The sequence below is a fragment of the Pseudomonas cremoricolorata DSM 17059 = NBRC 16634 genome (genome assembly GCF_000425745.1).
GTDB lineage: Bacteria > Pseudomonadota > Gammaproteobacteria > Pseudomonadales > Pseudomonadaceae > Aquipseudomonas > Aquipseudomonas cremoricolorata.
The window spans coordinates 167,176-190,141 of record NZ_AUEA01000001.1; the positions used below are offsets into that span (position 1 = coordinate 167,176).

Here is a 22,966-nt window from a genome sequence, read left to right on the forward strand (position 1 = left end):
GCGTGCCAGGGGTCGTCCTTGCGGCTACAATGCGCGGCATTCGCAACGACGCGTCCTACAGCATTCACTGACGATTAAACGTCATCGGGCGTCGTTGCTTCGCCACGCCCGGAAGGAGAAACCCATGGGACAGCGTACGCCCCTGTATGACCTGCACTTGGCGCTTGGCGCCAAGATGGTCGACTTCGGTGGCTGGGACATGCCTTTGCACTATGGCTCGCAGGTCGAGGAGCACCATCAGGTGCGCGCTGACTGCGGCGTCTTCGATGTATCGCACATGACCGTCTTCGACCTCGACGGTGTCGATGCCACCGCCTACCTGCAGCATCTGATGGCCAACGATGTGGCCCAGCTGGACGAGGTCGGCAAGGGGCACTGCAGCCCGATGCTCAACGAACAAGGCAAGGTCATCGATGACCTGGTGGTGTATCGCACCGAAACCGGCTACCGCCTTGTGGCCAGCGCGCCGACCCGTGATCGCGTGCTCGGTTGGCTCAAACAGCGCGGCAGCGGTTTCGAAATCAGCGTGACGCCTCGCCCACAGCTGGCCAGCCTGGCCATCCAGGGGCCCCACGCGCGCGAGAAGGTCGCTGAACTGGTGAGCCATTCACGCGCTGCGCTGATTCGCCGGCTGCGTCCGTTCGAAGGCGTGGCCGACGGCGACTGGTTCATCGCGCGCACCGGCTACACCGGCGAAGACGGCCTGGAGATCATGTTGCCTGGCTCTCAGGCGCCGGGGTTCTTCTATGACCTGGTCGGTGCCGGCATCGCCCCAAGTGGTCTGGGTGCACGTGACACGCTGCGCCTGGAGGCCGGCATGAACCTGTACGGCCAGGACATCGACGAAGCGCACACGCCGCTGACGTCCAACCTCGACACCTGCATCGCCTGGGAGCCGGCCAGCCGGGATTTCCTTGGGCGCAGCGGGTTGCTGGCGGAAATCGAACATGGCGTCCAGGAAAAACTGGTGGGCCTGGTGCTCGAAGAACGTGGTGTGCTGCGTGCGCGTCAGGTGGTGCGGGTGGCAGGGATTGGCGAAGGGGAGATCACCAGTGGTAGTTTCTCCCCTACGCTGAGCAAGTCGATTGCCCTGGCAAGGTTGCCGATCGCCACGGGCGAGCGCGCCGAGGTGGAAATCCGCGGCAAGTGGTACCCGGTGCGCGTGGTCAGGCCGACCTTCGTGCGCCACGGCAAGATTCTGATCTGAACACACCAACGGCGGATCGACCGCTGAACCTGATCGAGGAAAACACGACATGAGCAACATCCCCGCTGAGCTGCGTTTCGCCGAAAGTCATGAGTGGGCCCGCTTGGAAACTGACGGCTCGGTTACCGTGGGCATCAGTGACCATGCCCAGGAAGCGCTGGGCGATGTGGTGTACGTCGAGTTGGCGGAAGTGGGCAAGGTGTTCGCCGCTGGCGATGCGGCGGGCGTGGTCGAGTCGGTCAAGGCGGCGTCCGACATCTACTCGCCGGTCAGCGGTGAGGTGATCGCGGTCAACGAGGCGCTGGCCGACAGCCCCGAGCAGCTCAACGATACGCCTTACGAGGCGTGGATCTTCAAGCTCAAGCCAAGCGATGCCAGCGAGCTGAGCAAACTGCTGGACGCGGCAGGCTACCGGGCTGCCATCGGCGAGTGATGCACGGCGGCCAAGGCGAACCTGCCGAGGCCGCTGCCCCTCGAACAGCCTGTGCGGCTGTAAAACAAAACGACCATTCGTTCTTTTTTCTGAACGGCCTATTGTCCTACACCCCAGCAGACGCTTAGCATTCGTTTGAGATTTCAAACGCTCGATGCCCTGTGTCGGGCGCTTTTCAACAATCCACAATTCGGGAAGCCGACATGCAGCTCAAAGACGCTCAGTTGTTCCGCCAGCAAGCCTTCATCAACGGTGAGTGGCTGGATGCGGACAGCGGCCAGACCATCAACGTGACCAACCCGGCTACCGGTGAAGTCATCGGTACCGTCCCGAAGATGGGCACCGCCGAAACCCGCCGCGCCATCGAGGCGGCCGACAAGGCCCTGCCGGCCTGGCGTGCGCTGACCGCAAAAGAGCGTTCCACCAAGCTGCGTCGCTGGTTCGAACTGATGATCGAGCACCAGGACGACCTGGCCCGCCTGATGACCACCGAGCAGGGCAAGCCGCTGGCCGAAGCCAAGGGCGAAATCGCCTACGCCGCCTCGTTCATCGAGTGGTTCGCCGAAGAAGCCAAGCGCGTCTACGGTGACACCATCCCAGGCCACCAGCCAGACAAGCGCCTGATCGTCATCAAGCAGCCCATCGGCGTCACCGCGGCCATCACCCCGTGGAACTTCCCTGCCGCGATGATCACCCGTAAAGCCGGCCCGGCCCTGGCCGCCGGTTGCACCATGGTGGTCAAGCCTGCTTCGCAGACCCCGTACTCCGCCCTGGCCCTGGTCGAGCTGGCCACCCGTGCCGGCATTCCGGAAGGTGTGCTCAGCGTCGTCACCGGCAGCGCCGGCGAAGTCGGCGGCGAGCTGACCGGCAACTCGCTGGTGCGCAAGCTGTCGTTCACCGGCTCGACCGAAATCGGCCGTCAGCTGATGCAGGAATGCGCCAAGGACATCAAGAAGGTCTCGCTGGAGCTGGGCGGCAACGCGCCGTTCATCGTGTTCGACGACGCCGACCTGGATAAGGCCGTCGAAGGCGCGATCATCTCCAAGTACCGCAACAACGGTCAGACCTGCGTCTGCGCCAACCGTATCTACGTTCAGGACGGCGTCTACGATGCCTTCGCCGAGAAGCTCAAGGCGGCGGTCGCCAAGCTCAAGATCGGCAACGGTCTGGAAGAAGGCACCACTACCGGCCCGCTGATCGACAACAAGGCGGTGGCCAAGGTCCAGGAGCACATCGAAGATGCGGTCTCCAAGGGTGCCAAGGTGCTGTCTGGCGGCAAGCTGATCGAAGGCAACTTCTTCGAGCCGACCATTCTGGTCGACGTGCCGAAAACCGCTGCCGTGGCCAAGGAAGAAACCTTCGGCCCACTGGCGCCGCTGTTCCGCTTCAAGGACGAGGCCGAAGTCATCGCCATGTCCAACGACACCGAGTTCGGCCTGGCCTCGTACTTCTATGCCCGTGACATGAGCCGCGTGTTCCGCGTTGCCGAGGCGCTGGAGTACGGCATGGTGGGTATCAACACCGGCCTGATCTCCAACGAAGTGGCGCCGTTCGGCGGCATCAAGGCCTCGGGCCTGGGCCGTGAAGGCTCCAAGTACGGCATCGAGGACTACCTCGAAATCAAATACCTGTGCATCAGCGTCTGATGCGCTGACAGGCTTTACCTCTGCCAGCGGGGCGCGAGAGCGACGTCTCGCTGGCCTTTTTTACAGCGCAGTACCTGGTGGCCAGGACGCGCGCGGCAGTCGATCAACGAATACTGTCCGCGGCGCACCCAGCCACCCCCGATAAGCGCGCCATCTGAATCGGCGCCAAAGAGGGCACCATGAGCAAGACCAACGAATCCTTGATGCAACGTCGTGTCGCCGCCGTTCCACGTGGCGTCGGCCAGATCCACCCGATCTTCGTCGAGAAAGCGAAGAACGCCACCGTGATCGACGTTGAAGGCCGCGAACTGATCGACTTCGCCGGCGGCATCGCCGTACTCAACACCGGCCACCTGCACCCTAAAGTGGTCGCCGCCGTTCAGGAACAGCTGACCAAGGTCAGCCACACCTGCTTCCAGGTACTGGCCTACGAGCCGTACGTCGAAGTTTGCGAAAAGATCAACGCCCTGGTTCCTGGCGACTTCGCCAAGAAGACCCTGCTGGTGTCGACCGGCTCTGAAGCGGTCGAGAACGCCGTGAAGATCGCCCGTGCTGCCACTGGCCGTGCCGGCGTGATCGCCTTCACCGGCGCCTACCACGGTCGCACCATGATGACCCTGGGCCTGACCGGCAAGGTCGTGCCGTACTCCGCAGGCATGGGCCTGATGCCAGGCGGCGTGTTCCGTGCGCTGTTCCCCAACGAACTGCACGGTGTCAGCGTCGATGAAGCCATCGCTTCGGTCGAGCGCATCTTCAAGAACGATGCCGAGCCTAAAGACATCGCCGCGATCATCCTCGAGCCAGTACAGGGCGAGGGCGGTTTCCTGCCAGCACCGAAAGAACTGATGAAGCGCCTGCGCGCCCTGTGCGACCAGCACGGCATCCTGCTGATCGCCGACGAAGTGCAGACCGGCGCTGGCCGTACTGGCACCTTCTTCGCCATGGAACAGATGGGCGTCGCGCCTGACCTGACCACCTTCGCCAAATCCATCGCTGGCGGCTTCCCGCTGGCCGGTGTGTGCGGCAAGGCCGAGTACATGGACGCCATCGCCCCGGGCGGTCTGGGCGGCACCTACGCCGGCTCGCCGATTGCCTGTGCTGCGGCCCTGGCCGTGATCGAAGTGTTCGAGGAAGAAAAACTGCTCGAGCGCAGCCAGGCGGTCGGTGAGCACCTGACCGCTGGCCTGCGCGCCATCCAGCAGAAGCACCCGATCATCGGTGATGTGCGCGGCCTGGGCTCGATGATTGCCGTGGAAGTGTTCGAGAAGGGCACCCACACGCCAAACGCCGCTGCCGTTGCACAGGTGGTTGCCAAGGCCCGCGACAAGGGCCTGATCCTGCTGTCGTGCGGCACCTACGGCAACGTCCTGCGGATTCTGGTTCCGCTGACCGCCGAAGACGCGCTGCTCGACAAAGGCCTGGCGATCATCGAAGAGTGCTTCGCTGAACTGGGCTGATACCGCTGCATGCTTCACGAAAAACCCGCCTCGGCGGGTTTTTTGTTGTCTGCCAGGATTTCTGCCTGGGCTCAGCCCAGCACGATCTGATTCTTGCCCTGACGCTTGGCCTGGTACATCGCTTCGTCGGCCCGGGCGAACAGGCTTTCCAGGCCTTCATCGCCATCGTCCAGGCTGGTCAGGCCCTGGCTGACGGTCACCCGGTAAGGTTGCTGGCCATGGCTGAAGCTCAGACGCTGGATTTCCCGCTGCAGGCGCTCGGCAATCTGCTCGGCCACCTGCGAGGTACAGCCGGGAAACACCGCGGCGAACTCCTCGCCGCCGACCCGACCGAACAAATCGCCCCGGCGCAACGCGCTCTTGCCGCTGTCGGCGATGCGTTGCAGCACCTGGTCGCCCTGCTGGTGGCCATAGTTGTCGTTGATCTGCTTGAAGTCGTCGATGTCGAGCAACAGAAACGACAACGGCGTGCCCTCGCTGCGCGCCTCGGCGAAGGCCTGGCGGGCACATTCGAAGAAATGCCGGCGGTTGCTGCTCTGCGTCAGCACATCGGTGGTGGCAAGGCGCTGCAGCTCGCGTTCGAGCTGTTTCTTCTCGGTGATGTCCTCGGCGATGCCCACGATGATGACTCGGTTGTCGTCTTCGCGACTGTGCTTGAGGTAGCACTTGTCGCTGAGCCAGCGCACTTCGCCCGCGGCGTTGATGATGCGGTACTCGCGATCTTCCACGGCGCCGTTGACCAGCACATCGGCCATGCTGCGCTCAGCGTGGGCGAGGTCGTCGGGATACACGGCATTGCGCCATTCGTTGTAGTCCGACAGCACCAGCGCGGGCTGACGTCCGAAGATGCGCTCGAACGCCGGGCTGACATACAGCACCTGGCGCGTTTCCCAGTCGAACGCCCACAGCACTGCATTGACGCTTTCCAGCAGAGAACTGAACAGCTGTTCACGCTCGCCCAGGCGCGAGACTTCGGCTTGTGCATGGAATAGGGCGAGCAGGGTCTGGGCAGTATCTGAAGGGGGCGCTTGGTAGGCAGGGGGGTCGAGTTTCTTCGGCATCGGCAAGGATCGTCGGTTTGCGGTAGGCGTGTGGTACGGCCGGCCCGCCACGCGAGCGATATGCCATATATGAGCAAATTACTGGGATTAAGTTCACCCATCGCCCGCCGCTTGTCGCGCGTTCAGGCGTCGGAAAAAAAACCGCTGCACGACGCTGACGGGCAGCCATGGCGGCATCGTGCCCTTATACTTGCGGTTCATTTTTCATGGGCTGACCCAACCCGTTATGTCTGTTTCCGTTCGCGACGCCTTGCGCATGGCCGCGCTGTACCTGGTGCTCTCGATAGTCTGGTTGGCGGTCGCCGGGCAGGTGCTCGACGACCTGATCGAAAACCCGCGCTGGCACGCCCTTGGCGGCCACCCCAGCGTGCTGGTCTGGGTGATTGCCAGCAGCCTGCTGATGTTCGTCAGCCGTGCCCGCCTGCTCAGCTACATCGGCCTGGGCGCGCGCTTGCGCCGCGAGGACCGTGAGCGGCTGCGCATGGCCGCAGCGGTGTTCGACACCACCCTTGAGGGGGTACTGGTGACCGACAGCAAGGGCCTGATCGTGCACGTCAATCGCGCCTTCATGCGCATCACCGGGTACCAGGAAGATGAAGTGCTTGGCCAGCGGCCGAACAAGTTCAAGTCCGGCCACCACGGCTCGGCCTTCTACCAGCAGATCTACGCCACGCTGTCGAGCAAGGGCGAGTGGAGTGGGGAAATCTGGAACCGCCGCAAGAGCGGGGAAATCTACCCGCAGTGGCAGACCATCCGCGCCATTCGCGACGACCACGGTGCGGTCAGTCACTTCGTTGCGGTGTTCAGCGATATCAGCGCGATCAAGCACTCCGAGCAGGAGCTGGCGCACCTGGTGCACCACGACCCGCTGACCAGCCTGCCCAACCGCCTATTGTTCAGCGACCGCGCCGAACAGGCCCTGAGCGCCGCCCAGGCGCACAAGCGCGGCTGCGCCTTGTTGCTGATGGACCTCGATCATTTCCAGAGCATCAACGATGGCCTGGGTCATCCCATCGGTGATCAGTTGCTCAAGCGCGTGGCCGAGCGTTTGAGCGAGGTGCTCGATAGCGGCTTGACCCTGGCGCGCCTGGGGGGTGATGAGTTTGGCGTGTTGCTCGAAGGCTGCGAGCAGGTCGGCGAGGCGGCCAGTGTGGCGCGCACCGTCATCGAGCGCATGAAGACCCCGTTCAACTTCAACGGCCACCGGCTGTTCATCAGCGTCAGCATCGGCATCAGCCTGTTCCCCCACGATGCGCTGACGGCCGAGCAGTTGCTGCGCAATGCCGACTCGGCGCTGTTCAAGGCCAAGACCTCTGGCCGTGCGGGCTACGCCTTGTACACCGAAGAGCTCACCGCCCACGCCCAGCACCGCGTGGAAACCGCCGGTGAGCTGCGCCGTGCGCTCGAGCACGACGAGCTGCAAGCGTACTTCCAGCCGGTGCACGACCTGGCCTCGGGCGCCATGGTCGGGGTCGAGACCCTGGTGCGCTGGCAGCACCCGCAACGCGGCCTGGTGGCCCCGGGTGAGTTCATCCCGATTGCCGAGCGCAGCGGGCTGATCGCCGAAATCGACACCTGGGTGCTGCGCCAGGCCTGCCTGCAGATGGTGCGCTGGCAGGCCGAGGGGCGCGCACTGGAGTTCGTCGCGGTGAACATCTCTAGCCGCTTGTTCAGCCAACGCAGCCTGTACCGGGAAGTGGCCAAGGTGCTCGATGAAACCGGCATGAACCCGGCGTTGCTGGAAGTCGAAGTCACCGAGAGCGCGGTGATGGATGATCCGGAAGTGTCGCTCGAGCAACTGCACCGTCTGCGCGAACTGGGCCTGCGCCTGGCCATCGACGACTTCGGCACTGGTTACTCATCGCTGCTGCGGCTCAAGCGTCTGCCGGTGCAGAAGCTCAAGATCGACCAGGGCTTCGTCGCCGGCCTGCCGGATGACGAAGACGACATCGCCATCGTCCGCGTGATCATCGCTCTGGCCCGCAGCATGGGCATGCAGGTACATGCCGAGGGCATCGAGCACGCGCAGCAGGCGCAGTTGCTGCTCAACCTGGAGTGCCAGCTGGGGCAGGGCTACTGGTTCGGTCGGCCAGTGCCGGCGCATGAACTGGTGGAGGCGGCGAACGGGGTGTCTGAACGACACGGGCGGCGCCTGCGCTGACCTCGCAGGCGAGAGGCGCCTGAACGCTAGCCTTGCGCCGCAGTGCCGATGAATTTGCGCAGGAACTGCCGGGTGCGTTCGTGTTGCGGGTTGGCGAACAGCGCGCGCGGCTCACCCTGCTCGACGATCACCCCCTTGTCGAAGAAGATCACCCGGTGGGCGACATCGCGGGCGAAGCTCATTTCGTGGGTGACGATGATCAGCGTGCGTTGCTCTTCGGCCAGGCTGCGGATCGTCGCAAGTACCTCACCGACCAGTTCCGGGTCGAGCGCCGAGGTGGGCTCATCGAACAGCATCACCTGTGGCTCCATCGCCAAGGCCCGGGCAATGGCTACGCGCTGTTGCTGGCCACCGGACAACCTCCGCGGGTAGGCATCTTCCTTGCCGGCCAGGCCGACCTTGGCCAGCAACTGCCGGCCCAGTGCCAAGGCCTGCTCGCGTGGCGTTTTCTTCACCACCAGCGGCCCCTCGATGACGTTTTCCAAGGCGGTGCGGTGGGGGAACAGGTTGAAGTTCTGGAAGACGAAACCGGCCTGCTGGCGCAGACGGCGGATTGCACCCTGCTGGCTGCCCAGCGGGCGATTGGCGTCGATGCTGATCTGGCCGATGCGAATGCTGCCGCTGTCTGGGGTTTCCAGCAGGTTCAGGCAGCGCAGGAAGGTGGTCTTGCCCGAACCGCTGGGGCCGATGATGGCGATGACCTCACCGGTGCTGACCTGCAGGTCGATGTTGTCCAGTACGGTCTGGCCGTTGAAGCGTTTGCTCAGCCCTTTGACGGCGATCATGCCTCAGTGCTCCTGATCATGGCGGTTGACCCGCGCTTCGAGGCGATTCTGCAGATGCGCCAAAATGCTGGCCAGCACCCAGTAGATCAGCGCCGCCGCCAGGTACATGGTGAAGACCTCGAAGGTGCGCGCAGTGATCAACTGGGCCTGGCGGAACAGCTCCGGCACCTGGATGGTGGCGGCCAGCGCCGTGTCCTTGACCAGCGAAATGAAACTGTTGCCCAGCGGCGGCAGGGCCGTGCGCATGGCCTGCGGCAGGATCGCCCGGCGCAGCGCCTGGGCGCGGGTCATGCCGATGCTGGCGCAGGCTTCCCACTGGCCCTTGTCGATCGAGGAGATCGCCGCGCGGAGGATCTCGCAGGTATAGGCCGCCATGTTCAGGGAAAAGCCGATCAGCGCGGCGGGCAGCGGGTCGAGCTCCAGCCCGACCTGGGGCAGGCCGTAGTAGATGACGAACAGTTGCACCAACAGCGGTGTGCCGCGAAAGAACGACACGTAGATGCGCGCCAGCCAGCTCACCGGCAACAGCCGTGACAAACGCATCAGCGCCAGGGCGAAGCCTAGAATCAGGCCGAAGAACATGCCGCCGACGCTGAGCACGATGGTGAAGTAGGCGCCCTTGAGCAGAAAGGGCGCCGAGTCCAGCGCCAGTTGCAGGCTTTCTTCGATCATTGCGTGACGTCAGCGCCGAAGTATTTTTCGGACAGTTTGCCCAAGGTGCCGTCGGCCTTGAGTGCCGCCAGCGCCTTGTTCAGGGCTTCGAGCAGTTCAGGCTCGTTCTTGCGCACCGCGATACCCGACTCCAGACGCGAGAACGCCTCGCCGGCCAACGCGGTGTCCTGGGCTTTCTTGGCATATTCCAGGGCGGCCAGACGGTCGATGAGAATGGCGTCGATGCGGCCTACGCGCAGGTCCTGGAATTTCGCTGGGTCATCGTTGTAGGTGCGCACATCGGCGCCCGGTACTTCCTTTCTCACCCATTGCTCGTAGTTGGTGCCGAGGCCCACCCCGACTTTCTTGCCGTCCAGATCGGCCGCGCCCTTGATCGCCAGTGTGTCGAGATTCTTCTTCAGCACCAGCGCCTGGATGCCCGAGACCGTGTAGGGCGTCGAGAAGTCGTAGGCTTTCTTGCGCTCATCGGAAATGGTCACCTGATTGACCACCACGTCGAGGCGTTTCGATTGCAGCGCAGCGAGAATGCCGTCCCACGGCGTTGGTTGCAGCTTGACCTTGACCCCCAGTTGCCTGGCCAGCGCTTCGGACAGCTCCACCTCGAAACCTGTGAGCTTGCCGCTCTCGTCGACGAAGCTGAACGGCGGGTAGGTGCCTTCCAGGCCGACGTTGAGCACGCCTTTTTCCTGGATGGTCTTGAGTTGTTCTCCGGCCGAGGCCTGGCCCAGCACACCTGCGCCCAACAGCAGGGCGAGACCGGCGGTGAGAAGCGGTTTGGCGAGCTTGATCATGGTGAGCCTGCTGAATGTGGGGATGTGGGTGGCGACTATAGGGGCGAGGCTTTTAGTGCAGGAAATAATAAAAAAGCATTTTGTTATTCCAGGCATTGGCTTGCTCAGCACCTCTGGCTATTAGGTTAGGCCAGGAAATGCCAACGCGTGAGTCGACGGTAGTTCATGATCGGCCATTGGGACCAAAGCGGTGTTTTTTGCAGGAGCAGGATTCCCGTAGAGTAGGTCCTTGCCAGGGTTACATTTCGAATCAGAATCCGTTGCAGGAGAACACCGTGAGCCAACCAACCTCCACCAGCCAGTGGCAGCTTCCGGCCATCGTCAGCGGCTTGCGCAGCGCCCGTGAACAGTGGCGTACGCGCAATGGGCGCAGCAGCGGCGAGCAGGGTGGGCGCGAACTGCCCTCGCGCGAAGCCATCGGTCAGGTGTTCGAGCAGCTCTGCGGTGCGCTGTTTCCCATGCGCCTGGGCCCGGTCGACCTGCGCGAGGAAAGCGAAGATTTCTACGTTGGGCACACCCTCGATACCGCCTTGACCTCGCTGCTGACCCAGGCGCGCCTGGAACTGCGCTATGCCGCGCGCCACGACAACGCCGACGTCGCCGACAGCGATGCCCGGGCGCTGGGTGTCATCCAGGATTTCGCCGCCGCCTTGCCGCACCTGCGCGTGCTGCTCGACACCGATGTGCTGGCCGCCTACCACGGCGACCCAGCGGCGCGTAGCGTCGATGAAGTGCTGCTGTGCTACCCCGGCGTGCTGGCGATCATCCACCACCGCCTGGCGCACCACCTGTACCGCGCCGGGCTGCCGCTGCTGGCGCGGATCGGCTCGGAGCTGGCGCACTCGGCCACCGGCATCGACATTCACCCCGGCGCACAGATCGGCCCGGGCTTCTTCATCGACCATGGCACAGGCGTGGTGATCGGCGAGACCGCCATCATCGGTGAACGGGTGCGCATCTATCAGGCAGTGACGCTGGGCGCCAAGCGCTTCCCGGCCGATGAGTCGGGCACGCTGCACAAGGGCCAGCCACGCCACCCGATCGTCGAAGACGACGTGGTGATCTACGCCGGCGCCACCATCCTTGGACGCATCACCATCGGCCAGGGCTCGACCATCGGCGGCAACGTCTGGCTGACCCGTAGCGTGCCGGCGCAGAGCAACATCACCCAGGCCAACCTGCAGCTCGATTGCCAGGACAAGAACTGAGCCACGTGATGCCCGCAACGGCGGCAGGGTGCAGCGACCCATGCCCGCCGTTGGACACCTTGGCCACTGCCCCGATACCCCTGTGAATCGCCGGTTGCAGGTGCGGAACTTGCCTCGGCAAAGCCCTCTCTGAGTCAGACACCGAGAACGACCCTGCCATGTCCGTTCGGCCCGAGCGGGTCGCCATGGCCGACGATCCGTGGTTAACTTGAACGCTTGTTCAATTTAAAAACGCTGGTCCGTTGCCGGTGTTCAACAGGAGGATTCCCTTTGCTGAACCCGTTCAATCCGAACATTTCGAACCCTTGCGAGGTACTCGTCCCATGAGTGCTTCCAGCGCTTCTTCCGCTCCCGAGCAGGTCCCTGACAAGATCCGCATGAACCCGCCAGTGTTCTACTTTGCGGCGAGTTTCATATTGCTCTTCGGCCTCACTGTCATCTGTTTCCCCGAAGCTGCCGGCCAGTGGCTGCTGGCTGCGCAGAACTGGGCCGCCAACACTGTTGGCTGGTACTACATGCTGGCGATGACCCTGTATCTGGTCTTCGTGGTGGTCACCGCCTTGTCTGGCTACGGCAAGATCAAGCTCGGTGCCGACCACGACGAACCCGAATTCAGTTACCTGTCATGGGCCGGGATGCTGTTCGCCGCCGGCATCAGCATCACGCTGTTCTTCTTCTGCGTGTCCGAACCGCTGACCCACATGCTGCAGCCGCCCCAGGGCGAGTCCGGTACGGTCGAGGCAGGGCGCCAGGCGATGCAGATTCTGTTCCTGCACTGGGGCCTGCACGGCTGGGGCGTATTCGCCTTCGTCGGCATGGCGCTGGCGTACTTCGCCTACCGGCATAACCTGCCGCTGGCGCTGCGCTCGGCGCTGTACCCGCTGATCGGCAAGCGCATCAACGGCCCCATCGGTTACGCGGTCGATGGCTTCGGCATCATCGCCACGGTGTTCGGCCTGGGCGCCGACATGGGCTTTGGCGTGCTGCACCTGAACTCCGGGCTGGACTACCTGTTCGGCGTCAGCCACAGCCAGTGGGTGCAGGTGCTGCTGGTGGCGTTGATGATGGGCGCGGCGGTGGCCGTGGCGGTCGCCGGGGTCGAGAAAGGCGTGCGGGTGATGTCCGACGTCAACCTGTTCCTGGCCTGCGCGCTGCTGCTGTTCGTACTGTTCGCAGGCCCCACCCAGCACCTGTTCAACACCCTGATCCAAAACCTGGGGGACTACCTCGGCGCGTTGCCGCGCAAGAGCTTCGATGTCTATGCCTACGGTGAAAACCGCGACTGGCTGGGCGGCTGGACGGTGTTCTACTGGGCCTGGTGGATTGCCTGGTCGCCGTTCGTGGGCCTGTTCATCGCGCGTATTTCCCGTGGCCGGACCATCCGCGAGTTCGTCTTCGGCGTGCTGCTGATTCCGCTGGGCTTCACCCTGGCGTGGATGTCGATCTTCGGCAACAGCGCGCTCGACCAGGTGATCAACCATGGCATGACCGCGCTGGGCCAGTCGGCCCTGGACAACCCGTCCATGAGCCTCTACCTGCTGCTGGAAACCTACCCCTGGAGCAAGACGGTGATCGCCGTCACGGTGTTCATCAGCTTCGTGTTCTTCGTCACCTCGGCCGACTCTGGCACCGTGGTGCTGTCGACGTTGTCGGCCAAAGGTGGGCAGGCCGATGAAGATGGCCCGAACTGGTTGCGCATTTTCTGGGGCGCGATGACGGCACTGGTGACCAGCAGCCTGCTGTTCGCCGGCAGCATCGATTCGCTGAAATCAGCGGTAGTGCTGACCTCGCTGCCGTTCTCGCTGATTCTGCTGTGCATGATGTGGGGGCTGCACAAGGCCTTCCATATGGAGTCGCAGCGGTTGATCGCGCGGACTCATTCGTTGGCACCGTTCGCTCAGTCTCGTCGGGGGCGGGGTGGCTGGCGTCAGCGCCTGAGTCAGGTGGTGCATTTCCCATCGCGCGACGAGGTGTACCGGTTCATGGATGACGTGGTGCGCCCGGCGATCAAGGACGTCACCGAAATGTTCGAGCAGAAGGGCCTGGTGTTGATCACCCAGGACGACCCTGCGCACGACAACGTCAGCCTCAAGGTCGGCCATGGTGAAGAACAGCCGTTCATCTACCAGGTGCAGATGCGTGGTTACTTCACGCCCTCGTTCGCCCTCGGCGGACTCGGCTCGCAATCGCTGAACAACCGCCGCTACTATCGCGCCGAGGTGCATCTGTCAGAGGGCAGCCAGGACTACGACCTGGTGGGCTACAGCAAGGAGCAGATCATCAACGACATCCTCGACCAGTACGAACGGCACATGCAGTTCCTGCACATGGTCAGGTAGGTGAGTGATGAAGGCTGGGCCGCGTTGCGGCCCGGCCTTCAGAACGGCACATCCCCCAGAATCGTCGCCCGGTGCATCACCCGCCGCTGTGGACGGTAGTCGTCCACCGCGTAATGCTGGGTCACGCGGTTGTCCCAGAACGCCACGTCATTCTCCTGCCAACGCCAGCGGATGCTGAACTCCGGGCGGGTGGCATGGGCGAACAGCAGTTTGAGCAAGGCGTCGCTCTCGTGCGCTTCCAGCTCATTGATCCGTGTCGTGAACCCCTCATTGACGAACAGTGCCTTGCGCCCGCTCTGCGGATGGGTGCGCACCAGCGGATGCGACAGCGGCGGGTGCTCACGGCGCGTGGCTTCCCAGCGCGCCAGGTCTTCGGCGGTGCTGCCGAAGCGCTCGAGTGGGAACGAGCGGGTGAAATCATGGGTGGCGGTCAGGCCATCGAGCAGACCGCGCAGTGGCGCCGACAGCGCCTCGAAGGCAGCGATACCGCTGGCCCACAGGGTATCGCCGCCGTAGGCCGGCAACTGCTTGGCGCTGAGCACCGCGCCCAGCGCCGGGGTGGGCAGGAAGGTCACGTCGGTGTGCCAGATGGCGTTGTCGCGCACGTCGGTCACCGCGGTGTCGAGCACCAGCACCTGCGGCACATCGGCCACCTTGGGGTAGATCGGGTGAATGTGCAGGTCGCCGAACTGCGCGGCGAAGTGCGCCTGCTGCTGTGGGCTGATCGGCTGATCACGGAAGAACAGCACGTGGTGTTCGAGCAATGCCTGCTCGATGGCGTCGCGATGTGCGGCGTCCAGCGGGCGGGTCAGGTCGATACCGCTGAGCTGCGCGCCGAGGGTGGGGCCAAGGGGTTGAACGGTCAGGCTCATGTCGCTCTCCGGGTTCGGCAAAAAGGCGGGTTCAGTAGCTCTTGCCGTGCCACGGCACCAGCTTGCGTTGCAGGGCGCGCAGGCCCATCTCAAGGGCGAAGGCGATCAGCGCGATCAGCACGATGCCCAGCACCACCACATCGGTGACCAGAAACTGCGCCGCGGACTGCACCATGAAGCCCAGGCCGCGGGTGGCGGCGATCAACTCGGCAGCCACCAGGGTCGACCAGCCGACGCCCAGGCCAATGCGGATGCCGGTGAGCATCTCCGGCAAGGCGCTGGGCACGATGACGTGGGCAATCAACTGCGTCCGACTGGCGCCCAGCGACTGCGCCGCGCGCAGTTTGACCGGATCGACGGTACGCACCGCAGTGGCCGTGGCGATGGCCACCGGGGCGAAGATCGCCAGGTAGATCAGCAGCACCTTGGACAGCTCGCCGATGCCGCACCAGATCACGATCAACGGCAGGTACGCCAGCGGCGGGATCGGCCGGTAGAACTCGATCAACGGGTCGAAGATGCCCCGCGCCACGCGATTGCAGCCGATGGCGATGCCCAGCGGAATGGCCGTCACCACCGCCGCCAGCAAGGCCACGCCGATCCGCCCCAGGCTCGCGCCCAGGTGCTGCCACAGGCTGGCGTCCATGTAGCCCTGGCTGAGCAGGCTCGCGGCCTTGCGCACGATATCGCCGGGCGAGGGCAGAAACAGTGGTTCGACCCAGCCGGCTGCGGTCACCAGCCACCACAGGGCAAGCAAGGTGAGTACGGTCAGGGTGCTGATCCAGCGGGTCGAAAGGGCCCGCCGTGGTGGGCGCGCTGCCGCGGCGGCAGGTTGGGATTGCGCCTGCAGTGGCACTGGCAGACTGCTCATGCTGTTTCCCGCCGCGTGCTCTTGCGTTGCTCGAAGACCCGCGCCAGCACATGTTCGCGGGTTGCGATGAAGGCTGGGTCCGACTTGATCGCCCGCGCCGACTCGCCGGCCGCATAACGGTGGCCGAAGTCCAGTTGCAGGCGTTCGACGATGCGTCCTGGGTCAGGCGCCAGCAGCACCAGGTCGGTGGCGAGGAACACCGCCTCTTCGATGTCGTGGGTGATCAGCAACACCGGCTTGGCGCTGCGTTGCCAGACGCGCAGTAGCAATTCCTGCATCTGTTCGCGGGTGAAGGCGTCGAGGGCGCCGAACGGCTCGTCCATCAGCAGCAGCCGCGGTTCGGCAGCCAGCGCCCGGGCCAGGCCCACGCGCTGTTTCTGTCCACCCGACAACTGCCAGATACGCCGCTCGGCGAAACCGGCGAGGTCGACCAGCGCCAGCATCTCGCGTGCGCGGGCTTCGCGTTCCGCCTTGGGCACACCGGCCAGGGCCAGGCCGAAGGCGACGTTGCCCAGCACGGTTTGCCACGGCAGCAACGCGTCATCCTGAAACACCACGCCGCGCTCGGCGCCCGGGCCGCTGATCGGCACGCCATCGAGGGTGATGTGTCCGGCGCTGGGGGCGACGAAACCGGCGATGAGGTTGAGCAGCGAGGTCTTGCCGCTGCCCGAGGGGCCCAGCGCCACCAGCAACTGGCGTGGGCCCAGGCTCAGGTCGATGTCGGCCAGCACCGGGCTGGCGGCGCCGGGGTACTGTGCGCTGATGCGCTGCAGTTCAAGCAAGGCCATGGCTGGCTCCGGTCAATGGCGAATCACTGGGGGATGTACTGGGCGCTGACATAGGGCGCGTAGTCCGGCAGCACCGCTTCGACCTTGCCTTGCTCCTTGAGGAAGGTGGCGGTGTCGGTCAGCGCCTGGGTGGTCGGCGCGCCGAGGGCGGTACGTTGATCGGCGGCCAGCGGATAGACGTTGCCTTGCAGCAGCAACGGGATGTCTGCGGGTTTGGCCCCCGACAGGCGCGCTACCTTGCTGATGTTGTCGGCCTTGGCCAGCCACGCCTTGGGGTCGTGGCGGTAGTCGGCGTAGGCATCCAGGGTGGTTTTGGCGAAGGCCTTGACCACCTCCGGGTGCTTGGCCGCGAAGTCTTTGCGCACGATCCAGGCATCGAAGGTCGGCGCGCCTTCGCTGGCCAGCTCGCCCGAGGTGATCAGCACCTTGCCGGTTTCCTTGGCAACGCCCAGGGCCGGGTCCCAGACATAGGTGGCGTCGATGTCGCCACGCTTCCAGGCGGCGATGATCGCCGGCGGCGCGAGGTTGAGAATCTGCACCTTGGCCGGGTCGATGTTCCACTGCTTGAGTGCTGCCAGCAGGCTGTAGTGACCGGTGGACACGAACGGTACGGCGACTTTCTTGCCGATCAGGTCTTGTGGGGTATCGATGCCGTTGCGCGCCACCAGGGCTTCACCGGCGCCGATCTGGGTGGCGATGAGGAAGGTCTCGATCGGCAGCTTGCGGGTGGCCGCCGCGGCCAGGGGGCTGGAGCCCAGATACCCGATCTGGACGTCGCCCGAGGCCACGGCGGTGATCACATCGGCGCCATTGTCGAACTTGCGCCAGTCGATGCTGGCCTTGCTCGATTGCTCGTAGGCGCCATCGGCCTGGGCCACCTTAGCGGGGTCGACGGTGGTCTGGTAGGCCACGGTCAGGTCGGCGGCCTGGGCAGCCCAACTGGCGCTGGCGAGGGCGATGGCGGCGAACAGGCGCAACGGAGCGTGGACGATCATGAAGCATTCCTCGGCAGACGATCAGGGATGGGCGAATGCTGAGAAGGCTAAATGATCTAAAAAAACAAAAATAAATAACGTTTAGGAATTAGCTTAGGCGAGCGCCGTTGGTCGGCTGGTATTGGCTCGCCGTCACGGCTTGGAGATCAGCCGGACCCGCCCGTGCGGCGCGGGTTGCGTGTGATGTACGGGAATAAAAAGCTGTGCGCTTAGACCTGTTAGCTTCAAAAAGCTCAAGGTTATTCCGCAAAAATCTTACAAATTTAGAAAACAATCATTCTTGATTTATCAGATTGTCATTATTCTGTAGCCCGATTCGCGTATTAGACCAAAGTCGCGAAACGAACTGTAACGATTGACTTCGCGATGACGCTTTGGCGCTAATCGCCAATCCACGGTGAGCACGGCACCAGACCAGGCCACTGCAGACGCACAAAAATTAGAACGTAGAGGAGCACATCATGTACAAGTCCAGCCTGGCTCTGGCCGTGGCACTGGGGGTTTTCGCCCAACAAGCAGCAGCTGCCGGTTTCGTTGAAGACAGCAAGCTGTCGCTCAGCTCGCGCACCATGTACTTCGACAACAATAACCGTGAAGTCCACAGCGACCCGCGCCCTGACCAGCGCGAATCGGGTCAAGGCTTCAAGCTCGACTACATTTCCGGCTTCACCCAAGGCACCGTAGGCTTTGGTGTAGACGCCCAGGCCCTGTGGGGTATTCACCTCGATGGCGGCCGCGGCTATCACAAGTCGGGCTTCTTCCCCAACGATGGTGATGGCTCTGCCAACCAGTGGGCACGTCTGGGCGCCAACGCCAAGGCACGCTTCTCCAAGACCGAAGCGCACTTCGGTAGCGCGTTGGCGCCGAACCTGCCGATCCTGGTTTCCAACGACGGTCGTCTGCTGCCACAGACCTTCGAAGGCGGCACCATCCAGTCGAAGGAAATCGACAACCTGACCATCAACGCCGGTCAGCTGACCCACGCCATGGGCCGTGCGTCGAGCAACCGTACTGGCCTGTCGGTTGCCGGTGGTACCGAGGAAAGCAACAAGTTCCGCTACGGTGGTCTGGACTACAAGCTCACCAAAGACCTGACCCTGCAGTACTACTACTCGAACCTGGAAGACTTCTACAAACAGCACTTCCTGGGCGCGACCCACCTGTTCCAGATCGACAAGGATCAGTCGTTCAAGACCGACCTGCGCTTCTTCGACAGCAGCAGCGACGGCAAGAACGGTGAAGCCGGCTACCGCTTCAACAACAACGGCGGCTACGCCAAGAACCCAGGCAAGGTCGACAACAAGACCTGGTCGGCCATGTTCACCTACACCCTCGGCAGTCATGCCCTGTTGGTCGGCCACCAGCGCGTCAGCGATGACGGTGGTTTCGTCTGGCTGAACCAGGGCAGCCTGGTCAACGAAGGTGCAGCGGGCGCAAGCTTCTACCTGTTCACCGACAGCATGCTCAACCAGTTCGCCAAGGCCGGTGAAAACACCACCTTCGGTCAGTACTCGTACGACTTCGCCAGCCTCGGCGTACCGGGCCTGAAGGCGTCGGTATCGTACCTGCGCGGTGAAGACGGCAAGAACGCCAACGGCAACGGTACCTTCAACGAGTGGGAGCGCGATGCGCGCATCGACTACGTGATCCAGGAAGGCCCGCTCAAAGGCCTGGGCACCAGCCTGCGTCATGGCGTGTACCGTGGGTCGGGCACCAGCTCGCTGGCTGACCAGGATCAGACCCGTCTGATCTTCAACTACACCTACAACTTCCTGTAAGGCGTAGCTGGAGCGGGGCTTTCGCGAGTCGATATCGCGCTCGAGGCCCTAAACCTGAAAACCCTGTCCCTTGCGGCAGGGTTTTTTGTGTTCCGAATTTAATATTCCGAAAACATATAAATAAATCGATATTTATTCTTTTTAAATTATCGGTGGCACAGGCACATTGCTGACATCAGGCCTGACTCAGCATAGGAGCCGCACCCCATGAGCCTCAAACTTGGCGATATCGCCCCCGATTTCGAACAGGACTCCAGCGTCGGTACGCTGCGCTTTCACCAGTGGCTGGGTGACAGCTGGGGGGTGTTGTTTTCCCACCCAGCCGACTTCACCCCGGTGTGCACCACCGAACTGGGGCTGACCGCCAAGCTCAAGGACGAATTCGCCCAGCGCGGGGTCAAGGCCATCGCGCTGTCGGTCGACCCGGTCGAATCCCATCACCGCTGGATTGACGACATCAACGAAACCCAGAACACCGTGGTGAATTTCCCCATCATCGCCGACGCCGACCGCAAGGTCTCCGACCTCTACGACCTGATCCACCCCAACGCCAGCGACACCCTCACGGTGCGCTCACTGTTCGTCATCGACCCGCACAAGAAGGTGCGCCTGACCATCACCTACCCGGCCAGCACAGGGCGCAACTTCAACGAGATTCTGCGGGTGATCGACTCGCTGCAACTGACCGACAGCCACAAGGTGGCAACGCCTGGCAACTGGCAGGACGGCGATGATGTGGTGATCGTGCCGTCGCTCAAGGACGAAGACGAGATCAAACGGCGCTTCCCCAAAGGCTACCGCGCCGTGAAGCCGTACCTGCGCCTGACTCCGCAACCCAATCGCTGACTCTCATTCATTGCCACGCTCTTACCTAGCAGGGATTTTCGGGCCGTTTCGACGGCCTTTTTTTTGCCTTGCCGATAGGTCGCGGAGACGCCGCTCCCATTAATTAATAATGGAATAAGCAAATGAAAAAATATGATTTCTAGCTATATGTAAGTGCTGGTAACGTCACCCCAACTGAACACAAGGAAACGTCGTGATGCTGGTCGTCTCAATCGGTGGAAGCCCCAGTCCTCGTTCGCGCTCAGGCGTGTTGCTCGATCATTCGCGGCAGTGGCTGCAGGAGCGTGGCGTGGAAGTGGTGAGTTTCCAGGTGCGTGACTTTGCCGCCGAAGACCTGCTCCACGCGCGCTTCGACAGCCCCCAGGTCAAGCACTTCCAGGACCTGGTGGCCCAGGCCGATGGGCTGATCGTTGCCACCCCGGTGTACAAGGCGTCGTTTTCCGGGGCGCTGAAGACCTTGCTCGACCTGCTGCCTGAACGGGCTCTGGAACACCGCATCGTGCTGCCGATCGCCACCGGCGGCAGCATCGCCCACATGCTGGCCGTGGACTATGCACTCAAGCCGGTACTGGCTGCGCTGAAGGCGCAAGAGACCCTGCACGGGATCTTCGCCGACGACAGCCAGATCAGCTATGCCCAAGGCAACACCCCGGCGCAGTTGGCCCCGGCACTGCACGAACGCTTGCTCGACTCGCTGCAGACGTTTCACCTGGCCCTGGCCCGTCGCCCGCAGGCAGTGGCGCCAGGGGTGCTCAACGAACGGCTGATCAGCGCTCGCTGGAGTATCTGATCGGTTTCACCGCGGTAATGCTTTTCCACCTTACTGGCCCGCCAACGGGCAAGCAGGTGCAACCCGAACCTCATTCGTACAGGAGAGCGCTATGCGCACAGTCTTCTTGCGTCGTGGTCTGGTCGCCCTGTTTGCGGCGGCCGTGTCCTTCGGCGTCATCACCCAGGCCCAGGCTGAAACCCTGCGCATCGGCTATCAGAAATACGGCACGCTGGTGCTGCTCAAGGCCAAAGGCTCGCTGGAAAAACGGCTGGCCGAGCAGGGCATCAAGGTGCAATGGACCGAATTCCCCGGTGGCCCGCAGTTGCTCGAAGGGCTGAACGTTGGCTCGATCGACTTCGGCGTCACCGGCGAAACCCCACCGGTGTTCGCCCAGGCCGCCGGCGCCGACCTGCTGTATGTCGCCTACGAGCCGCCTGCGCCGCATAGCGAGGCGATCCTGGTGCCGAAAGGCTCGGACATCCAGGCGGTGAAAGACCTCAAGGGCAAGAAAGTCGCCCTGAACAAAGGCTCCAACGTGCATTACCTGCTGGTGCGTGCACTGCAAGACGCCGGCCTGCAATACAGCGACATTCAACCGGTCTACCTGCCGCCTTCCGATGCGCGCGCCGCCTTCGAGCGCGGCAGCGTCGATGCCTGGGTGATCTGGGACCCGTACCAGGCCGCTGCCGAGCAGCAGTTGCAGGCGCGCACCCTGCGCGACGGCGAAAACCTGGTCGACAACCATCAGTTCTATCTGGCCACCCGCAATTACGCCACCCAGCACCCTGCAGTGATCAGCGCCCTGATCGAAGAAGTGCGCACCGTGGGCGAGTGGTCCAAGGCCAATCCGCAGCAGGTCACCGACCAGGTCGCGCCGCTGCTCGGGCTGCCCGCCGACATCACGCTGACCTCGGTCAAGCGCCAGGGCTATGGCGCCGCGCCGCTCACCCCAGAGGTGGTCGCCGCGCAGCAGAAGATCGCCGACACCTTCCAGGTGCTCAAGTTGATTCCCAAGCCCTTGAGCATCAAGGACGTGATCTGGACCCCACCTGCCAAGGTCGCCAGCGCGCCTTGACCGATTCGCCAGCGGCGGCTCGGTGCCGGCGCTGCAACCCTTGAGGAGACAACTCCAATGAGCCTGAACATTTTCTGGTTCCTTCCCACCCACGGCGATGGCAAGTACCTCGGCACCGCCGAAGGCGCTCGGGCGGTCGACCATGGCTACCTGCAACAGATCGCCCAGGCTGCCGACCGCCTTGGCTTTGGCGGGGTACTGATACCCACCGGACGCTCCTGCGAGGACTCCTGGCTGGTGGCCGCCTCGCTGATTCCGGTCACCGAGCGGCTGAAGTTTCTTGTCGCGCTGCGCCCGGGGATCATTTCCCCGACCGTCGCGGCGCGTCAGGCCGCGACGTTGGACCGCCTGTCCAATGGCCGCGCACTGTTCAACCTGGTCACCGGCGGTGACCCCGACGAACTGGCCGGCGACGGCCTGCACCTGAACCACCAGGAGCGCTACGAAGCCTCGGTGGAATTCACCCGCATCTGGCGCAAGGTGCTGGAGGGCGAAACGGTCGACTACGACGGCAAGCATTTGCAGGTCAAGGGCGCCAAGCTGCTCTATCCCCCGGTGCAGCAGCCTCGTCCGCCGCTGTATTTCGGCGGCTCCTCGGAAGCGGCGCAGGATTTGGCCGCCGAGCAGGTCGAGCTGTACCTGACCTGGGGCGAGCCACCAGCAGCGGTTGCCGAGAAAATCGCCGCAGTGCGTGAGAAAGCTGCCGCGCAGGGCAGGGAAGTGCGCTTCGGTATTCGTCTGCACGTGATCGTACGCGAGACCAACGAAGAAGCCTGGGCTGCCGCTGACCGGCTGATTTCGCACCTCGACGACGACACCATCGCCCGCGCCCAGGCCTCGCTGGCGCGTTTCGATTCCGTTGGGCAACAGCGCATGGCCGCCCTGCATGGCGGCAAGCGTGACCAGCTCGAAGTCAGCCCCAATCTGTGGGCCGGGGTAGGCCTGGTACGCGGTGGCGCCGGTACCGCGCTGGTCGGCGATGGTCCGACCGTGGCGGCGCGGGTCAAGGAATACGCAGCGCTGGGCATCGACACCTTCATCTTCTCCGGCTACCCGCACCTGGAAGAATCCTACCGGGTGGCTGAACTGCTGTTCCCGCACTTGGACGTGCAGCGCCCCGAGCAGCCTACAAGCTGCGGTTATGTGAGCCCGTTCGGCGAGATGGTGGCCAACGATATCCTGCCCAAAGCCGCGTCGCAGAGCTGAGGG

At 63.5% G+C, this 22,966-nt stretch carries 20 protein-coding genes; 12 read left to right on the plus strand and 8 right to left on the minus strand.

The features are described from left to right. The first annotated feature begins 124 nt into the window (after positions 1-124). The 4 genes from gcvT (at position 125) to gabT (ending at position 4,743) form a co-directional block, all read left to right on the plus strand. Entirely contained in the window at positions 125-1,207 is a 1,083-nt protein-coding gene (gcvT, locus tag H618_RS0100785; protein WP_028693241.1) for a glycine cleavage system aminomethyltransferase GcvT, read from the plus strand. Positions 1,208-1,256: 49 nt separating this feature from the next. Beyond that, entirely contained in the window at positions 1,257-1,640 is a 384-nt protein-coding gene (gene gcvH / locus H618_RS0100790; protein WP_028693242.1) for a glycine cleavage system protein GcvH, read from the plus strand. 203 nt (positions 1,641-1,843) lie between these two features. Beyond that, a complete protein-coding gene (gene gabD, locus H618_RS0100795) occupies positions 1,844-3,286 on the plus strand; it encodes an NADP-dependent succinate-semialdehyde dehydrogenase (protein ID WP_028693243.1) in 1,443 nt (480 codons plus the stop codon). A gap of 179 nt (positions 3,287-3,465) precedes the next feature. Continuing rightward, positions 3,466-4,743: a 4-aminobutyrate--2-oxoglutarate transaminase gene (gene gabT, locus H618_RS0100800; protein WP_028693244.1), complete on the plus strand. Its 1,278-nt coding sequence runs from the start codon at positions 3,466-3,468 to the stop codon at positions 4,741-4,743. Positions 4,744-4,814: 71 nt separating this feature from the next. On the opposite strand, the gene H618_RS0100805 is transcribed toward gabT, so the two are convergent. Continuing rightward, a complete protein-coding gene (locus H618_RS0100805) occupies positions 4,815-5,804 on the minus strand; it encodes a GGDEF domain-containing protein (RefSeq protein ID WP_028693245.1) in 990 nt (329 codons plus the stop codon). Positions 5,805-6,030: 226 nt separating this feature from the next. Between H618_RS0100805 and dibA the strand changes: the two genes are divergently transcribed. Continuing rightward, positions 6,031-7,965 carry a phosphodiesterase DibA gene (gene dibA, locus H618_RS21065; RefSeq protein WP_050577173.1) on the plus strand — a complete coding sequence of 645 codons (1,935 nt, stop codon included), beginning with the start codon at positions 6,031-6,033 and terminating at the stop codon, positions 7,963-7,965. A gap of 26 nt (positions 7,966-7,991) precedes the next feature. On the opposite strand, the gene tcyN is transcribed toward dibA, so the two are convergent. From tcyN to tcyJ, 3 genes are read right to left on the minus strand one after another with little or no spacing between them, the layout of a single operon-like run. Further along, entirely contained in the window at positions 7,992-8,750 is a 759-nt protein-coding gene (gene tcyN / locus H618_RS0100815; RefSeq protein ID WP_028693246.1) for an L-cystine ABC transporter ATP-binding protein TcyN, read from the minus strand. A gap of 3 nt (positions 8,751-8,753) precedes the next feature. Continuing rightward, on the minus strand, positions 8,754-9,422 hold the full coding sequence (gene tcyL, locus H618_RS0100820; protein ID WP_033727342.1) for a cystine ABC transporter permease: 669 nt from the start codon (positions 9,420-9,422) through the stop codon (positions 8,754-8,756). Continuing rightward, complete coding sequence (gene tcyJ / locus H618_RS0100825) at positions 9,419-10,213, minus strand: cystine ABC transporter substrate-binding protein (protein WP_028693248.1); 795 nt, start codon at positions 10,211-10,213, stop codon at positions 9,419-9,421. The genes tcyL and tcyJ overlap by 4 nt, the downstream gene beginning before the upstream one ends. A 275-nt stretch (positions 10,214-10,488) precedes the next feature. Between tcyJ and epsC the strand changes: the two genes are divergently transcribed. After that, positions 10,489-11,421 carry a serine O-acetyltransferase EpsC gene (epsC, locus tag H618_RS0100830; protein WP_028693249.1) on the plus strand — a complete coding sequence of 311 codons (933 nt, stop codon included), beginning with the start codon at positions 10,489-10,491 and terminating at the stop codon, positions 11,419-11,421. A gap of 323 nt (positions 11,422-11,744) precedes the next feature. Further along, on the plus strand, positions 11,745-13,760 hold the full coding sequence (gene betT / locus H618_RS0100835) for a choline transporter BetT (protein ID WP_028693250.1): 2,016 nt from the start codon (positions 11,745-11,747) through the stop codon (positions 13,758-13,760). 38 nt (positions 13,761-13,798) lie between these two features. Here betT and tauD read toward each other — a convergent pair whose 3' ends face one another. Genes tauD through tauA form a run of 4 tightly spaced genes read right to left on the minus strand, consistent with a single transcriptional unit; the run spans position 13,799 to position 17,286 of the window. After that, the gene (gene tauD, locus H618_RS0100840; RefSeq protein WP_028693251.1) at positions 13,799-14,632 is read right to left on the minus strand and encodes a taurine dioxygenase; all 834 of its coding nucleotides are present in this window, start codon (positions 14,630-14,632) and stop codon (positions 13,799-13,801) included. A 31-nt stretch (positions 14,633-14,663) separates the two neighbouring features. Next, positions 14,664-15,503 carry a taurine ABC transporter permease TauC gene (gene tauC, locus H618_RS0100845; RefSeq protein WP_028693252.1) on the minus strand — a complete coding sequence of 280 codons (840 nt, stop codon included), beginning with the start codon at positions 15,501-15,503 and terminating at the stop codon, positions 14,664-14,666. Next, on the minus strand, positions 15,500-16,291 hold the full coding sequence (gene tauB / locus H618_RS0100850; protein WP_028693253.1) for a taurine ABC transporter ATP-binding subunit: 792 nt from the start codon (positions 16,289-16,291) through the stop codon (positions 15,500-15,502). Before tauB ends, tauC begins: the two co-directional genes overlap by 4 nt. Before the next feature lie 23 nt (positions 16,292-16,314). Next, entirely contained in the window at positions 16,315-17,286 is a 972-nt protein-coding gene (tauA, locus tag H618_RS0100855) for a taurine ABC transporter substrate-binding protein (RefSeq protein WP_028693254.1), read from the minus strand. Between the two features lie 461 nt (positions 17,287-17,747). Here tauA and H618_RS0100860 point away from each other — a divergent pair, with 461 nt between their 5' ends. From H618_RS0100860 to ssuD, 5 genes are all read left to right on the plus strand, one after another. After that, the gene (locus H618_RS0100860) at positions 17,748-19,064 is read left to right on the plus strand and encodes an OprD family outer membrane porin (protein WP_028693255.1); all 1,317 of its coding nucleotides are present in this window, start codon (positions 17,748-17,750) and stop codon (positions 19,062-19,064) included. A 207-nt stretch (positions 19,065-19,271) separates the two neighbouring features. Further along, the gene (locus H618_RS0100865) at positions 19,272-19,910 is read left to right on the plus strand and encodes a peroxiredoxin (protein WP_028693256.1); all 639 of its coding nucleotides are present in this window, start codon (positions 19,272-19,274) and stop codon (positions 19,908-19,910) included. A gap of 196 nt (positions 19,911-20,106) precedes the next feature. Continuing rightward, complete coding sequence (ssuE, locus tag H618_RS0100870; RefSeq protein ID WP_028693257.1) at positions 20,107-20,700, plus strand: NADPH-dependent FMN reductase; 594 nt, start codon at positions 20,107-20,109, stop codon at positions 20,698-20,700. Between the two features lie 91 nt (positions 20,701-20,791). After that, on the plus strand, positions 20,792-21,757 hold the full coding sequence (locus H618_RS0100875) for a sulfonate ABC transporter substrate-binding protein (protein WP_028693258.1): 966 nt from the start codon (positions 20,792-20,794) through the stop codon (positions 21,755-21,757). A gap of 57 nt (positions 21,758-21,814) precedes the next feature. Then, positions 21,815-22,963: an FMNH2-dependent alkanesulfonate monooxygenase gene (ssuD, locus tag H618_RS0100880; protein ID WP_028693259.1), complete on the plus strand. Its 1,149-nt coding sequence runs from the start codon at positions 21,815-21,817 to the stop codon at positions 22,961-22,963. Positions 22,964-22,966: the final 3 nt, after the last annotated feature.